The 15020-nt window shown below is 59.1% G+C and carries 9 protein-coding genes; 5 read left to right on the forward strand and 4 right to left on the reverse strand.

Annotation, left to right across the window (positions count from 1 at the left end; genetic code table 11):
- Window positions 1–34 precede the first annotated feature (34 nt).
- Complete coding sequence (locus tag Enr13x_RS20230) at window positions 35–1354, reverse strand: Gfo/Idh/MocA family protein (protein ID WP_145388739.1); 1320 nt, start codon at window positions 1352–1354, stop codon at window positions 35–37.
- A gap of 247 nt (window positions 1355–1601) precedes the next feature.
- On the opposite strand from Enr13x_RS20230, the gene Enr13x_RS20235 reads away from it, so the two are divergent.
- From Enr13x_RS20235 to Enr13x_RS20245, 3 genes are read left to right on the forward strand one after another with little or no spacing between them, the layout of a single operon-like run.
- The gene (locus Enr13x_RS20235) at window positions 1602–2615 is read left to right on the forward strand and encodes a TauD/TfdA family dioxygenase (RefSeq protein ID WP_145388740.1); all 1014 of its coding nucleotides are present in this window, start codon (window positions 1602–1604) and stop codon (window positions 2613–2615) included.
- A 5-nt stretch (window positions 2616–2620) separates the two neighbouring features.
- The gene (locus Enr13x_RS20240) at window positions 2621–3967 is read left to right on the forward strand and encodes an MFS transporter (protein ID WP_145388741.1); all 1347 of its coding nucleotides are present in this window, start codon (window positions 2621–2623) and stop codon (window positions 3965–3967) included.
- Window positions 3967–4719, forward strand: coding sequence for a sulfite exporter TauE/SafE family protein (locus Enr13x_RS20245; RefSeq protein WP_145388742.1), 753 nt, complete (start codon window positions 3967–3969; stop codon window positions 4717–4719). The genes Enr13x_RS20240 and Enr13x_RS20245 overlap by 1 nt, the downstream gene beginning before the upstream one ends.
- 7 nt (window positions 4720–4726) lie before the next feature.
- Here Enr13x_RS20245 and Enr13x_RS20250 read toward each other — a convergent pair whose 3' ends face one another.
- From Enr13x_RS20250 to Enr13x_RS20260, 3 genes are all read right to left on the reverse strand, one after another.
- Window positions 4727–6955: a cation:dicarboxylate symporter family transporter gene (locus Enr13x_RS20250; RefSeq protein ID WP_145388743.1), complete on the reverse strand. Its 2229-nt coding sequence runs from the start codon at window positions 6953–6955 to the stop codon at window positions 4727–4729.
- A 304-nt stretch (window positions 6956–7259) separates the two neighbouring features.
- Window positions 7260–8741 (reverse strand): GumC domain-containing protein, encoded by a 1482-nt coding sequence (locus Enr13x_RS20255; RefSeq protein WP_145388744.1) that lies wholly within the window; start codon window positions 8739–8741, stop codon window positions 7260–7262.
- Between the two features lie 710 nt (window positions 8742–9451).
- The gene (locus tag Enr13x_RS20260) at window positions 9452–10390 is read right to left on the reverse strand and encodes a TIM barrel protein (RefSeq protein WP_145388745.1); all 939 of its coding nucleotides are present in this window, start codon (window positions 10388–10390) and stop codon (window positions 9452–9454) included.
- A 713-nt stretch (window positions 10391–11103) separates the two neighbouring features.
- Between Enr13x_RS20260 and Enr13x_RS20265 the strand changes: the two genes are divergently transcribed.
- A complete protein-coding gene (locus Enr13x_RS20265) occupies window positions 11104–13554 on the forward strand; it encodes a DUF1588 domain-containing protein (RefSeq protein WP_197455224.1) in 2451 nt (816 codons plus the stop codon).
- Window positions 13541–14869: a DUF1552 domain-containing protein gene (locus tag Enr13x_RS20270; protein ID WP_145388747.1), complete on the forward strand. Its 1329-nt coding sequence runs from the start codon at window positions 13541–13543 to the stop codon at window positions 14867–14869. The genes Enr13x_RS20265 and Enr13x_RS20270 overlap by 14 nt, the downstream gene beginning before the upstream one ends.
- The last annotated feature ends 151 nt before the right edge of the window (window positions 14870–15020 follow it).

Consider the following 15020-nt stretch of genomic DNA (forward strand, 5'->3'; position numbering starts at 1 on the left):
CGCGGCGGACGATCGGTGGCGGTAACCGAGGAAGTCAGACGTTCTCAATTTCGTAGCCGGAGCGATAATTTCGAGACATCAAACCGTTTGCTTCTTCGTCGCTGACGACACGTTCCGATTCGGCGTCCCATCGGACGGTGCGGCCCAACCGCAAGGCCAGGTTGGCCAGGTGGCAAGTCGTCAACACGCGGTGGTGCGTGTTGATATCGGAAATCGGCGTGTCACGTGTCTTCAGGCAATCGACGAAGTTTTGCATGTGCGACGTCGGTTGCCTACCTCGATACAACTTTGTGATCGCATCGTCGTCGAGCGGTTGGTCTTTCAACGCGTTGACCGGGATGCCTTCCAACGTCCCGCGATTGACGAAGAACCGTCCGCGGTCGCCTTCAAAGGTGATTCCATTTCGCTTCGAATCGATCTGCATTTCGATGCCGCCGGGAAAGTTGCAGGTCACCGAGAACTCGATGGGGGTGTTGTACATGTCACTTCTGGTGGGCATCCCGGCTTGGAGCGGTTGATTCATCGTGGCGGTTCCGCCGACCGAGATCGGTCCACCGTCTTCTTGGCCGATCGCCCATTGCGCGATATCCACGTGATGGGCACCCCAATCGCACAACTGGCCGCCGGCGTATTCGAACCACCAACGAAACGTGCGGTGCGTCCGCTGGGGGATGTACTCGGTCAGCGGAGCCGGGCCGAGCCAGCGTTCCCAATTAAGCGACGCGGGTGGCGAGGTGGAGGCGAACGGGCCTCCCTTCCATCCGGGGCCCAGTCCGATATGGATGCGTCGCAGTTGGCCGACGCGGCCGTCGCGAACCATCACGATCGCTTTCAAAAATCGCTGGTCATATTCGCTCCGTTGCTGCGTCCCGACTTGGAACACGCGGCCGGTTTCCTGTGCGACAGCGCGCAACCACTGGCCTTCTTGGATCGTCACGGCGACGGGTTTTTCGCAATACACGTCTTTGCCTGCCCGCATCGCTTCGATGGCAATTTTGGCATGCCAGTGATCCGGGGTGGCGATCAGCACCGCTTCGATCGAAGGGTGATCCAGGACGCGACGGTAGTCTTCCACGATCGTCGCTTTGCCGCCGCAGATTTTTTGGTTCGCAAAGTCGGCGGCGACCGAATCGAGTTCACAGATCATTGGGATGTCGCCCAGCGAAGCGGCTTGGGTGCCGATCGCAATGCCGCGGCCTTGTCGTTTGGTTTCCGGTTGCCAGCCGGCGCCGATCAACCCGAAACTCGGACGATCATTTTTCGCCGCAGTCGCATTGCCCGTTTGGTAGGCAACCGTGGTGGCCGCGATGCCGGATGCACAGCGTGCCAGAAAAGTTCGCCTGGTCGTTGACATGGTGGGTGGTGTTTGAGGAGGGAGGTTGGGTGGCGTAAGCTTCCAGCTTGCGATCCCCTGGAGCAACGCTCCAGCCGACAAGCAAGCACAACACGCAAGCTGGAAGCTTACGCCACGGATCGCAAGCTGGAAGCTTACGCCACTGGCAATAGTGTAACACTGACGGGGCGGCATCGGGTAAGCTGTTGCTTCGAGCGGCTTGATTGCTGCCCCGCCCCCCTCTCCTCCCTTCATTGCACCGGTATTCATGACTCCCCTACAAGGCATGCGTCACACTGCGATTCCTGGTCAGCGAAACGAAAGTGACTCGTTGTTCCCATTGGCGATGACCTGCGACAAAGACGCAGTGACGCTGGATCAATTCATCGCTTGGGTGTCGGAAAGTCGCGACGACTTGTTGGCACTTTCCAGTCAGCACGGCGCGGTGGCGTTCCGCGGGTTTGCGACGCCGACGGTGGATGATTTTGACGCGTTCGTCCAAGCGTTGAATCTGGAGAATTTTCCGTATGCGAAATCGCTTTCCAATGCGGTCCGCGTCAACCGGACGCCGCGGGTGTTTTCTGCCAACGAAGCCCCGCCGGAGGTCAAGATCTTCTTTCACCACGAGATGGCTCAAACGCCGCTGTACCCCAAGTACATTCTGTTTTACTGTGAAATCGCACCGGAGTCTGGCGGCGCGACGCCGTTGTGCAGAAGCGATATTCTGTTTGCGAAACTGGCCCAGTTGTGTCCGGAGTTTGCGGCCAAGTGTGAATCGACCGGGTTGCGTTACACCAACGTGATGCCGGGGGTTGATGACGCCAAATCAGGAATGGGACGGAGCTGGCACAGCACGCTGGGAGTGGAAACCAAGGCCGAGGCCGAAGCGCGGCTCGGCGAGTTGGGTTACAGCTACGAATGGCTCGCCGACGATTGCCTGAAGGCGACGACCCCGCAGTTGCCAGCCGTGATGGAGGTTTCACCGGGACAAAAGACATTTTTCAATCAATTGATCGCGGCCTATTGCGGATGGAAGGACGAACGCAACGACCCCTCCGATGCGATTCGGCATGGCGACGGCACGAAGCTTGATCCAGACGCCGTCAACGTGGCCGTTCGGCTCGCCGAAGAACTCGCCTATGACCACCAATGGCACCCCGGCGACATTGTGTTGTTGGACAATACGGTGGCGATGCACGCGCGACGTCCCTTCAAGGGAACACGAAAAGTGTTGGCGTCGTTGGCGGAAATGCGAACGCATGCTTTTGACGCGGTGGTCTAGCCGACATGGATGACGAAAAACAGAACCCTGTTGAACCGCCGGTCGAGCCCACCGGTGAACCCGTTCATCTAAACCTGGGCGAGGGCTCGTCGGGGCGCTGGTACCAAGGCGTGACGCGTTACCAGTGGTTGATCCTGATCATCGCCTGCGCGGGCTGGGTGTTTGACGTTTACGAAGGCCAGATCTTTAACATCACTCGCAGCGACATGTTGCTGGAAGTGTTGGAGGGTGACGAAGCGGCGGCCAAGGCGTGGGGCGACAATTTTTTGGCCATCTTCTTGGCCGGCGGGACGATCGGCGGGCTGTTGTTCGGATCCCTGGCTGACCGCTGGGGCAGACGTCCGATCATGATCGCGACGATCCTGATGTATTCCATCTTTTCTGGGATGACGTATTTCGCCAACGACATTTACGTGATCGGGGTGCTGCGTTTTCTCGTGGCACTCGGGATCGGCGGTGAATGGGCGGTCGCGGCAAGCTTGGTCGCAGAAGTGTTTCCCAAGAAAGCTCGCGCCCAGGCGGCGGGGATTTTTCATGCCTCCAGCATCTTGGGGACGTGGCTCGCCGCGCTCTCGGGCATCCTGGTCGGCAGCCACTGGCGCTACGCCTACCTGCTGGGCGTGTTGCCGGCATTGCTGATCGTTTGGGTGCGGGCGAGCGTGAAGGAACCCGAGCGTTGGCGGGCGATTCGCAACAGCGACGTGGGGCAGAAGTCGGGCAGTTTCCGCGATCTGCTGTTGAATCCGAAATGGAACGGTTTGGCGTTTCGCGGCATGTTGCTGGCCGCGGTGGGATTGGGAACGTTTTGGTCGGTGACCGTTGCGGGCCAGGATCTGGTCAGGGCGTTGTTGCTGTCGCTCGGAAGCGATCCCGAAGCCGCTGGGGCGAAGAGCAAATTTGCCTACGGCATCGTGCAGGCCGCCGGTGGCGGTGCGGGGCTGCTGGCGTTTGGTCCGCTGTGCGCGCGTTTCGGCCGCAAGCCGACGTTTATCGCCTATCACATTTTGGCATTGTTGATCGTGCCCGTCGTGTGTTTTCTGCCGCAAACGTACGCACAGATGCTGTTCATCCTGCCCGTGTTCGGATTCCTGACGTTGGGGATGCACTCGGGCTATGCGATCTATTTCCCCGAATTGTTTCCGACACACATTCGCGCGACCGGAGCCAGTTTCTGTTTCAACGGGGGGCGTCTGTTGGCGGTCCCGGTGCTGTTGTTTTCCGGCTGGCTGAAAGGGCGTGAAGATGTCTCGCTTCAGCACGCGGTCTGGTGGCTGTCGTCGTTGTTTGTAGTCGGTATTGTGGTGATGTTGACGCTGCCAGAAACCAAGCAGCGAGACTTGGTCGAGAACTGATGTTTTCTGGCGACCTGACCGTTTTCTTGTACATCGGCGTGATCGCGTTGGCGGCCGGATTCGTCCACAGCGCGATCGGATTCGGATTCGGAATCGTCGCGGTGACCCTGTTGCCGCTGGTCGTCGAAGTTCGGCAGTCGCACGTGGTCATTTCAACGGCCAGCGTTCCGGTGTTGATGATGGCCGCGTGGGCCTATCGTGAAGGGGCCGATTGGTCGGCCCTCTGGCGAGCGTTGGTCGGTGCGGCGATCTGCATGCCGCTGGGGTTGTTGGCATTCGAGTGGGTTTCGCCCGACTGGTTGATCCGCGGAACGGGGTTGGCGATTTTGGCGATGGTGGGCGTCAGTTTTCGGAACCGGCGGCGGGCAAAGATGGAAACGAAGTCGAGCGGTGGATCGTCATGGTTGGCCGGTGCGTTGGGTGGCTTTTTGGCCGGTGCGGTGACAATCGCCGGGCCGCCCGTCGCCGCGTACGCCTTGTCACAGCCATGGGAACCAGCCCGGTTCAAAGCGTTTTTAAATCAGTTCTTGTTTGCGGTGTCGTTCTACAAAGTCACGGGGCTGGCGGTCCGCGGGTTTATCGATCAAGAAACGCTGGTGCAATCGGCCGCGCTGGCCCCGATGGCGATCATCGGCATTCAAGTCGGCGCGATGTTCAGCCGTCGCCTTTCGACGCGACGGTTCCACGCGTTTGTCGCGATCGCGTTGGTGGCGGTGGCGATCTATTTCGTCGTCAGGGGGGCCGGCGAGTGAACGTCGGCTAGCGAATCCAACCCAGGTAGTCGCGAAGGATGGACCAGCGTGGTTCGTTCTTGCCGTTGGTTTTGCCCAGCACCCAGTGGTTGTAATAGTCTTGGGCGGTGCCGTCTTTCTTGCGCAAACCGACCCAATACTCCAGAAAATCGCGCAGCTGTGCGTCTCGATTTCCGACGGCATAAAAGAGCGGCAAGCTGGCATTGAGTTCGTTGGGGATGACGACTTCGAATCGGGGGTACATCAATGTAAATGCGGAACCGCTTTCGGCGCTGATCAGCAACGCATCCAGGTCGGGGTGTTGACCGTTGAAGTAATCGCGATTGTCGGGGATTTCGACCAGAGTGGCGTCGGGGAGCGCGGCTTCGATCCGATTGACGAATCCCCGGCTGAGATCGGCAAATCCGATTTGCAAGTCATCCAGGGCCAAGATCCTTTTCAACGTTCGGAAGTTGCCCGATCGAAAGTCTCGTGTGACCAACGCCAGATTCACGTCCATGTAGCTATCGGTATGTGCCATGGCTTGGGCGCGTTCGAGTGTTCCCACCAGGCCAGACATGACGATGTCGAAGTGATCGGCATTGAGTTGGTCGACCAGCGTGGCGCGATCAAATCGCACCAATTCCAAGGTGACGCCCAGGTCGCGCGCCAACGAGTGGGCCATTTCAATGTCATAGCCGACCAGGGCCCTGCGGTTGTTGAAATAGGCGAACGGCAGATTGTCTTCGTTGTATCCCACGCGGAGGGCACCGCGGCGGCGGATCCGTTGGAGCAGGGATTCTCCGTCGCGCAGGGGGGCTGGATTTGGAACCGGTTGTTTGATGACGATGCTTTCGACGGGTTGCTCAAGCAACTGCATCCGCTCGATCACGTCGTATTTGTTGTCGGCCATCGAGATCGCTCGATACAACACCAGACGCACGCCGACCAGAATGATGACTCCGAAAACGCAGACCACCGTCGCGTATTTGACCAAGCCCCAAAGCTGAAAACACAGCATTCGGTTGAAACCGAAGATCGAGATCAACGTCAACACGCACAAGTGCATCGCGCCGACGGCGTCGCCGAGACGTTCGCCATAGACGCCGGAGACCAGGAACAACTGAAACATATCGTGGGGCAGCTGCATTTGGTCCAACAGGAAGGGGATGGCGACGATCGGCCCACCGAAGAATGAAAACAGCCCGGAAAAAAGAAAGTCGGGGTAGTCGGATGGCTTGATCGGTGCGCCCAGGAACCAGGCCGCGAACGGAATGAACAGCATGCTCAACAGTTTGCCGACATGCGGAAACGGATAGGCGGTTCCGTAGAGCACGTCGATCGCCGGTGATTCGTCTTTTCCGTCGATCTTGACCTGCGTTTCAAACAGCCGTTCGGTATTTTCGATCAGCATCGGCAGCACGATGATCAGTTTTCCGGTGGCAAAGGCGGTCAACATCGGTTCTTTGACGACGAACAAGACCTGTCGATAGGTCAACGGGGTCAACGTCGTCACCAGCAACGGTAACACGGCGAAACCCAGAAAGACGGCACCCGCGGTGTAGGCCACCAGATAGGCCTGAAGCCGTCCGACTTCGGCAAGTGAGACGGTCCCCGCGGTGCTTGCCGCAATCGCGAAAATTCCGACCGGCGCCAGCCGCGTGATGAATTTGCTGATCCTCAGCAAGACGTCGGCGGCGACATCGAGTTGGTTCAAGACAATCGTGCGGTTGCGCGATTTGGACAAGGCCAGCCCGCAACAGATGCCGAATAGCACGACGGCCGGGACTTGGTTGTTCGAAAGCGACTCAAAAATGTTTGCGGGAACGAAGTAGGAGAGAACGTCGATCGGTTCGGAGCCTTCGATCAGTGCGGTGCTGAAGAACGATCCCGTGCTCCATTGGGGAAACGACGTGGGCAGCACCCAAACCACCACCAAACAGCTCGTCCACAGGCCCAGCAGCACCGTCCCGCCGATCAGTGCCAGCCGGCGACTGCTGCGCATCCGTAGTCGCCCCAGGCTGACGACCAGCGTCACCAAGATGTAGGGCAGCACGGTCATTCGCAACAGCCCCACAAAGGCTTCGCCGATGATCGCCAAAGGCGCGCACCATTCGCCGGCGAACAGGCCACCGAAAATGCCCAAGGCAAGTGCGATCAAAATCTGAGTCGACAGGTCCACACGCCGGACGAACCGCGAGTACCATCCCTGGACCGATGGTGGCGTTGCATCGGTCGGATTCGACTGCTCCGGCATGGCATCTCAAAAAGGCAGAACGGTTGCGTTGATCCACCGAGGCACCGCGTTGGATCGGAGCGATTTGCTGGTGAATCGTCAGACAATCGTTATACCGAAAGAAAGGAAACCGAGGTCACCCCGGATGGGGATTGTCGCGCAGGACGCGTGTCAAATGCCCGCGACGTTGACGCCGTGCGGGGTGTTTCTTGTTAGCGGCAGGGCGCGAGCCGTCCGGTTTCCCATCTTTACCGAAACACCGGAGGGCTCGCGCCCTACCGCTAAAGAATGCTTCACAGCGCGTCCCGCTGGGAGGGCGGGGCGGCTATGTCGCGTCTGATTCTGGGGCTTGACGCTGGGTCGCGGCGTCATCGCTGCGGCGGCGGTTTTGTTCGGCCAATCGGGCTCGGTCTTCGGCGCGACGATTCTGGCCTTCCAGATGATCGGTCCAGCGTCGGCGTCCGTGTGATTGCGTCGGGCCCGGTGCGATCAAGAAAACGGCTCCGAGGCCAAAGATCAATCCGGCCATCATCGATCCGAACGTCATCGTTGTCGTGCCGGGGCCCAGCGGCTTGTCGGAGACTTGGGGTGGCCCCAGTTCGGCAACCAGGTTGGTCGACAAGGCAGCGGAGCGACTGGCCCGCGCGTCGACCAAGCGTTGTTCCGCTTCGGCCAGTTGCTCCGATCGTTGCCGCAGCTCGGAATCGATTTCGGAGTACGTGGTCCGCGCTTCGGCCAGCATCTGCAGTTTGTCGGAGAGGTTGTTGACCCTTTGCGAGAGCTTTTTGACCTGAGCGACCTGCAATTCCAACATCGGCTGCATGGAAGCGATCACCGACAAGGTTTCTTGGATGATGCGTTCGCGAATTTCTCGCTCGGTCGCGATCGCGGCTTTGCGTTTCGGGTTTTCCAACGTGTAGACGCCGGAAAGCTGGCTGGCACGGAGTTGGGCATCAATCAATCCATCTTTCAAACGCTGCAGCGAAGGTTGGCTGTTGAGCAGATCGCCTCCACTGATCAACAGCTTGGTCGGATCTTTCGAACCGGCAACCAGCAAGGCATGCAGTGACTGGAGCTTTTCGAGTTCCAATTCGGCCAGTTGCAGCTGTTCTTTGGTGGCCACGAGGGATCGCCGGTAGCTGCTATCGCCGCCGTAGGTGTCGTTCAGATTGCGCAGCTCGCCGAGGTCCGCACCAAATTGGACTTCAATTTCTTGCATCCGCGACGAGACTTCGTCGAGATTCTGTTTGGCCAAGTCGCGGGCATGCGTCAACTCGACGATCACGCTATCGGCACGAACGCGGCGGACGTCGCGCAAGTGTTTGGTCAGGGAGTCGAACATGGCGTGACAAAACCGGATGGCGCGGTCGGGGGCTTCCGCTTTGACTTCCAAGTAGACGACTTCGGTATTGCCGAATTCGGCGCCTTGTGGGGCCAGCAGGTTGACGGACGATCGGATCGCTCCGTTGACGGTTGACGGTGACGGCCAGTCGTCGTCCAGGCCTCCGTCCGGCGGACCGATCTCGCGCAGTGCCGCTGCCACGACCTCGCGGTTTTGCGCCATTTCAAGAATGGTCTCCTGGGCCGCTTTGAGTTCCGTTTGGCTGGCGAATCGGCCCAGCCGGTCGACCGCGCGAGTCGCTTCATCACGCACCACCAGTGGCTGACGTGCTGAATAGACGTCTGAGGTGAAGAAGGAATAGGCAACGCCGATCAGGCCAAAGACCAGAACGGCTCCGATCCAAAGTGGTGCGAACAGCACCAGGACGTTCCGAATGTGTTTCCAGGGGATCGGCGCAGCAGACATGGCTTGCTTCAGAAGGGGTAGTGGAAATCTCTCCCAACCCTACGAGCGCGTTAATTCGGCGCGATCGCGATGTCTGTTTCGATGACCGCAGTCCGGCGAGATGGATGCGGCCGGTAAAGATTGTGCGGGAAGTGACGATTAGAGATCGTCGGGGGGAGGTACCGCCGTGACCAACCGTGTGTTGAGGGTCGCCACCGAATTCGAGTTGAAGTCACCCCGCCTTCGGGAGGGTCACGGATGAGCTTGCGCTCAGAGCGTTGAGCGTGCCTGGGCGTCGTTGTTGCCATCGGTGGATGAGGAGTTGCTACCTCCCCCGTTGCCCCCCTCCCGCTAGGCAACGGTGTCTTCACATTGTTTGTCTATCTGGTCTGGTTTGAGTGGGTGGTTTCGGCCAACGGCCGTTTACACCCATAGCCTGGGGCATCGCCCCAGGTCCGCTGGACGCGAACGAGAGGGATTGGCCAACGGCCATACACAAACGCCTCGTCAAAATCGAATCTTGTGCATGGCCGTTGGCCAAATTTGCCCCTCTCGCAATCGGGCCCTGGGGCGATGCCCCAGGCTATGGATATGCATGCCCTTTGGGCAAAAGGCGAGTTGTGTAGACACCAATCTCCCGCGGGGAGAGTTGCCATACACGAACGCCTCCGCGGATGAGAGACGGGAGCCGTTCGCGGTATCGCGAAGCCGTGTTCGCCCCGACGTCTGGCCTAGGCGACCGGAGTCGGCTCGTAGGGGATGTCTTCGATCAAATCCATCGGCAACGGTTTGACTTCCACACCTGCTGCGGTGCAGATCGCGTCGATCGCTTCTTGGGCTTCCTTGACGGTGTTTTCACGCGTTTGGCCCTTGTAGCGGGTCGGCGAGGCCGAGGGGCTGATCGGACCTTCGAACCCGGTCGCGATCAAGTGCTTGACGACATTGACGTGGTTCAACCCGCCTTCGACGGTGGGCAGCACGCAATCCAGCCGCGTGGCTTTGGACGGATCGGCATCGTCGGCCAGCGTGCCCAAGCGAACGGCAACGATGCTGGATCCCGGGATTTCGCTGAGCTGGTCCATGCCGCCGTCGCCGACCGCCCAGTCCCAGGTGTCGACGATGTAGCCGACGTTCGGGTTGGCGACGGCTTTGACGATGGCGATCAGGCCTTCGACGTTGCGGACGAAGTCGAACTCTTTCGACTCAGCCAGGACTTTGCTGGCGTTGAACCCGACGCCCAGTTGAATTCCCTTGGCCGACAGCACGTCAGCGACCTGAGACAGGCGATTTTGCTGGGTGGTGAAGTATTCGTGGTAGGGCAGGCGGTCGGTGGCTGCGGGCAGATTGATGTAGGCCCGTTTGGCTTCCAGGTCAGCCGCCAACTCGGTCAACGGGTGCAACGCCCCGACTTGACTGGTGAAGGCGTCGTCGTCGGCGTCCAAATTGATTTCCAATTGGAAGCCGCCGATTTGCTCCAGACGTCCCATCCCTTCGCCCATCGCGGCTTTGAGAAACTTCGCCGCATCATCGGCCGTCGTCCGCTGTGACCGACGCAGGATCTCGTACATGTCGATGTCCATCGACGCGAAGCCGTAAGTCAGTGCGAGTTCGATCAGTTCGCTTTGGCGTCCGTTAATTCCAAGTGACTTGGGCGAGAAATTCTTGAGCATTCGTGATCCTGTCGGTGGTTTGCCAAGACGTCTTTCCCGGGGCCAGCGACGCGTCGGCTAAAAAGGACGCCGAAGGGTGGTCACCGTAGGGGGTCTGGCAGCCTGTGAAAAAGGGTGGTGAAAGTGATTGGTTTGCGACTTTGGCGGCGTAGTATCGCAGAATCACCCCAAATCAGCCAAGGGGCGTTTCACCTCGTAATTGACGAGAATTTCGGCGGGCGTCGGAAACTGGCCGTTGACCAGGCGTTCTGGGCAAGCGGCCTGGCGATTCATGCCCGCACGCGGCAGGGAAGGGGCCACGCGGCGTCACTCGCCCTCGCATCCGGGGTCCCATCGTCGCATTGATTTCGGAACATTCGAGTGCATCGACGGGCCGCGCCCTGCGGCAATGGACTGAAATTGGTCCCGATTTCTGTCGAAAACCATTCAAACGTGGCGGCCGATCTGCTTTAATGACTCCATATCGAGTGGTTGAGGCTCGATTCCCACCCCCAAACGCGTAGTGAAATGCCCACCTTCCTACGCCCCACATCCGATTTCAGAGCCTGTTGCGGTTCGACCTGCCCTGTCCGGCCACGACTCGGGCAGGCCGCGACTGCGACGGGAAGGTTGGCATCCATCTACCCTCTGTTGGTGAATCGAACCTGATTTGATTCGCAACCAGCGAGATGGATCTGGAATCGGATCCCCCCACCCCAGTTCCGCGTCCTTTTATGAACAGCTCTCCAGCGTTTGACGCTGCCCGGTTTAGCGCCGCGCCGCATTCCGCAAAAGGGCGACTGCGGTCGTTCGCAGCGATCGGTGTTGTTTTGCTGGCCGTCGGGACCGGTTGGCAACGACCAGCCGCGGCCGAGCAACCGGTCAACGATTCGGCACCAGCCACGTTGACGCGGGGCCAACAAATCTATGCCCAGCAATGCCTTTCCTGTCATGGAGAAGGCGGTCGGGGCGAGACCGACGGATACGCCGATCCGCTAATCGGCGACGCATCGATCGGCGAGTTGGCGGAGATCATTTCGGACACGATGCCGGAGGAAGACCCCGAGCAATGCACCGGCGATGATGCCAAAGCCGTCGCGGAGTTTATCTACGAATCGTTTTACAGCGAAGCGGCACAGCTGCGAAACCGCCCCGCCAGGCAGCAACTTTCACGGCTCACCGGGACGCAACTGCAACAAAGTTTGGCGGACCTGTATCAGCATTTCTTTGGCACGCCGTTCCGAGTCAAAGAGCGTGGGCTGAGCGCGTCGTATTTTAATAGCGGCCGCTGGGACAAAAAACAGCTGAAAGTCGAGCGAGTTGATCCGGTGCTGGATTTCGACTTCGGCCACGACGCGCCGGTGGAAGGTGTGACGCCGGAAGAGTTCTACATCCATTGGTCCGGATCGCTGCAAGTCGAGCATTCGGGACGCTACGAAATTGTGGTGGAATCGACGTGTTCGATGAAGGTGCGTTTCGGGCATCACGAACATGTGCTGATCGACAACCATGTCCAGTCCGAGGGGCGAACCGAATTTCGTCGCACGTTGAATTTGATTGGCGGCCGTCAGTACGCGATCCAAATCGATTTCACGCAGCGGAAACGAAAGACCGAACAGCCACCGGCGAAATTCGCCTTGCGCTGGGTGCCACCGGGCGGAACGGAGACGGTGATTCCCAACGAGTATTTGTTGCCGTCGACGTTGCCGAGTGGATTTGCGTTGCAAACCAAACTGCCGCCCGATGATCGCAGCTACGGCTATGATCGGGGGACACGAGTGGATCGCCAGTGGGAAGATGCGATCACCTCGGCGGCATTGGAGTTTGGCAACGCCGCCGTCAAAGAATTGTGGCCACAGTACAAACGAAAGCATCGCAGGGAATCCGACGAAAACCGTGGACGGCTGCGGGGATTTTTGACGGAGTTGGCGTCGGTCGCCTTTCGAAGCCCCATCGATGACGAAACGAAACGGTTGTACGTCGACGACCAAGTTGACGCGGTCGAAGACGATCAGATGGCGATCGCTCGCGCCTGTCTGATGATCATCAAATCACCACGGTTCTTGTATCCCACGTTGGACCAACAGGCACCGGTCAGCCGGCGTGTCGCGACGCGATTGGCATTGGCGCTTTTTGATTCCCTGCCTGCCGATGCGTGGCTAGTAGACCAGGCCGGCAAGGACAGTTTTGCCATCGATCCCAAGGCAGATCAAAAGAACGCCCGAAAGAATGTCGAGCAGCGGATCCGTCAGGCCGCGCTGCGAATGTCGGACGATCCGCGACTGCATGGAAAAGCCATGGAGATGTTCTTTGATTGGCTGGACGTTGACCCGGCTGCCGAAGTCTCCAAAGACCCCGAACAATTTGCCGGTTTCGACGCCCACCTGTTGCTCGACCTGCGACGGTCACTGGAATCAGCGGTCAGCGATGTGTTCTGGTCCGAATCCAGCGACTACCGACAACTGTTTCTCCGCGATTGGAACTGGACCAACCAACGCCTCGGCGAGTTTTATGGCGAGGGCTGGATGCCGGCGTCCGAAACTACCGGCCACCGGCTCGTCCCCGGTAATCCCGCCGCGGGCAAGACGTTTGGTGTGCTGACGCATCCGCTGGTGATGGGGCACTTGAGCTACTACGACACGACGTCGCCGATTCACCGCGGCGTCTTTCTGATTCGGCGTGTGCTGGGGCGAACGCTGCGGCCGCCCAACGAGGCGTTCACACCGATCAATCCCGAGCTGCATCCCGATCTGACGACGCGACAGCGCGTGGAATTGCAGACCGGCGAAGCAAAATGTCAGGTCTGTCATCAAAAAATCAATGCGCTCGGTTTTCCGCTGGAAAACTATGACGCCGTGGGACGCTTTCGTGCGACCGAAAAAGGGAAGCCGATCGATGCCTCAGGCGGCTACGTGACGCGGGACGGCCAACAGGTCGATTTTGAATCGCCCGGGGATTTAGCCCGATTCCTGGCCGAGAACGATGACGCCCACCGCGCGTTCGTCGAACGGGCCTTCGAACATTTTGCAAAACAACCGCTCGCCGCTTACGGTGAAGAGGTTGCCGACGACTTGGTTAGACGATTTCGCGAGAGCGATTTTCACATACGCCGCCTGATTGTCGAAATTGCGGTCGTGGTTGCGACAGAAGAGTTCAACAAGGAGAACTTCAATGAATCGACGTGAGTTTTTAGCACAGTTGGGTGTCAGTTCGGCCGCGGCAAGTCTGCTGATGGGGCTGCCGAGTCTCGCGATGGGCGGCGACGCAGCGGCGCGACGGAAACGTTTGGTGTTTGTGTTCAGCCCCAACGGCGTGATCCCGAAGCACTTTTGGCCTGACAACACCGGCAAGGATTATGACCTGAAACGCATCCTGGCGCCGCTGGGCGAGTTCAAGGATCAAATGCTGACCGTCAAAGGGATTTGCAATCGGATCCAGGGTGACGGCGACGGCCACATGCGTGGGATCGGATGTCTGTTGACCGGCATTGAATTGTTCCCCGGAGACATCCAGGGCGGAAGCGATACGCCGGCGGGTTGGTCGATGGGCATCTCGGTCGACCAGCACATCAAGAATCGATTGCAGGCCGACGCCGCGACGCGAACCCGTTTCGGTTCGCTGGAATTCGGTGTCATGGTCCCCGACCGCGCCGACACCTGGACACGGATGTCTTACGCCGGGGCCAACCAACCCGTCGCTCCGATCAGCGATCCCTACCAGATGTTTGACAAGTTGTACGGGCAAACGAAGAACCGCCAAATGCTCGCCAGCGTGTTGGATGATCTGGCCGGTGACTTCAAACGCGTCGGCCATGCGCTCAGCAGCGAAGATCGCCAACTGCTGGACCTGCATTTGGATTTGGTCCGCAGCGTCGAACAGGATTTGAAGACCGAGTTTGCCGCAGCGACCAAGAACGATGGTGCCGGGCATGCCGTCCCCAAACTGCCTCCGAACATCGAAGAGCAGAACGACAACATGCCCCAGATCACTCAGATGCAAACGGAGTTGTTGGTCAACAGTTTCGTCGCGGATTTTGCCCGCGTGGCGAGTTTTCAAATCACCAACAGCGTCGGGCAACCGCGCATGAAGTGGTTGGACATCAACGAGGGGCATCACGGGCTTTCGCACGAACCCGACAGCAACGAAGAAGCCTACGAGAAACTGATCCGCATCAACACCTGGTACGCCGAACAGGTGGCGTACATGGCGAAACGGATGAAAGAAACGCCGGACCCGTCTGGCCATGGATCGTTGCTGGACAACACCACGATCGTCTGGACGAACGAATTGGGCAAAGGAAACTCGCACACCCGCAACGACATTCCGTTTGTGATGGTCGGCGGCGGATTAGATTTCCAATTCGGCCAAGCCTACGACTTTGGCAAAGTCGCACACAACCGATTGCTGCTGAGTTTCCTGGAAGGGATGGGAATGCCCGAGAAGACGTTCGGCAATCCGGATTTCTGTGGCGACGGGTCACTGACCGGCTTGATGGCTTAGCGTTGCCAATCCGAGCAGGTGCGGGCGGCCGAGCAAAGCCCGTTTTTGACCAGCGAAAGTGGCGGTTAACCGACATATTTCGCCCGGAAACGGCGATTTGTGCGGATCGGGTGGGGAGTGGCAGCGGATTCCCTAAGAGAAGCAAGAAAGA

The organism is Stieleria neptunia (assembly GCF_007754155.1).
Lineage (GTDB): Bacteria > Planctomycetota > Planctomycetia > Pirellulales > Pirellulaceae > Stieleria > Stieleria neptunia.

Bases quoted from the DNA above. Each gene is read 5' to 3' on its own strand.
- Enr13x_RS20250 (WP_145388743.1), bottom strand. From the start codon at position 6,955: ATGCCGGAGCAGTCGAATCCGACCGATGCAACGCCACCATCGGTCCAG.
- Enr13x_RS20255 (WP_145388744.1), bottom strand. From the start codon at position 8,741: ATGTCTGCTGCGCCGATCCCCTGGAAACACATTCGGAACGTCCTGGTG.
- Enr13x_RS20240 (WP_145388741.1), top strand. From the start codon at position 2,621: ATGGATGACGAAAAACAGAACCCTGTTGAACCGCCGGTCGAGCCCACC.
- Enr13x_RS20235 (WP_145388740.1), top strand. From the start codon at position 1,602: ATGACTCCCCTACAAGGCATGCGTCACACTGCGATTCCTGGTCAGCGA.
- Enr13x_RS20270 (WP_145388747.1), top strand. From the start codon at position 13,541: ATGAATCGACGTGAGTTTTTAGCACAGTTGGGTGTCAGTTCGGCCGCG.
- Enr13x_RS20260 (WP_145388745.1), bottom strand. From the start codon at position 10,390: ATGCTCAAGAATTTCTCGCCCAAGTCACTTGGAATTAACGGACGCCAA.
- Enr13x_RS20245 (WP_145388742.1), top strand. From the start codon at position 3,967: ATGTTTTCTGGCGACCTGACCGTTTTCTTGTACATCGGCGTGATCGCG.
- Enr13x_RS20265 (WP_197455224.1), top strand. From the start codon at position 11,104: ATGAACAGCTCTCCAGCGTTTGACGCTGCCCGGTTTAGCGCCGCGCCG.
- Enr13x_RS20230 (WP_145388739.1), bottom strand. From the start codon at position 1,354: ATGTCAACGACCAGGCGAACTTTTCTGGCACGCTGTGCATCCGGCATC.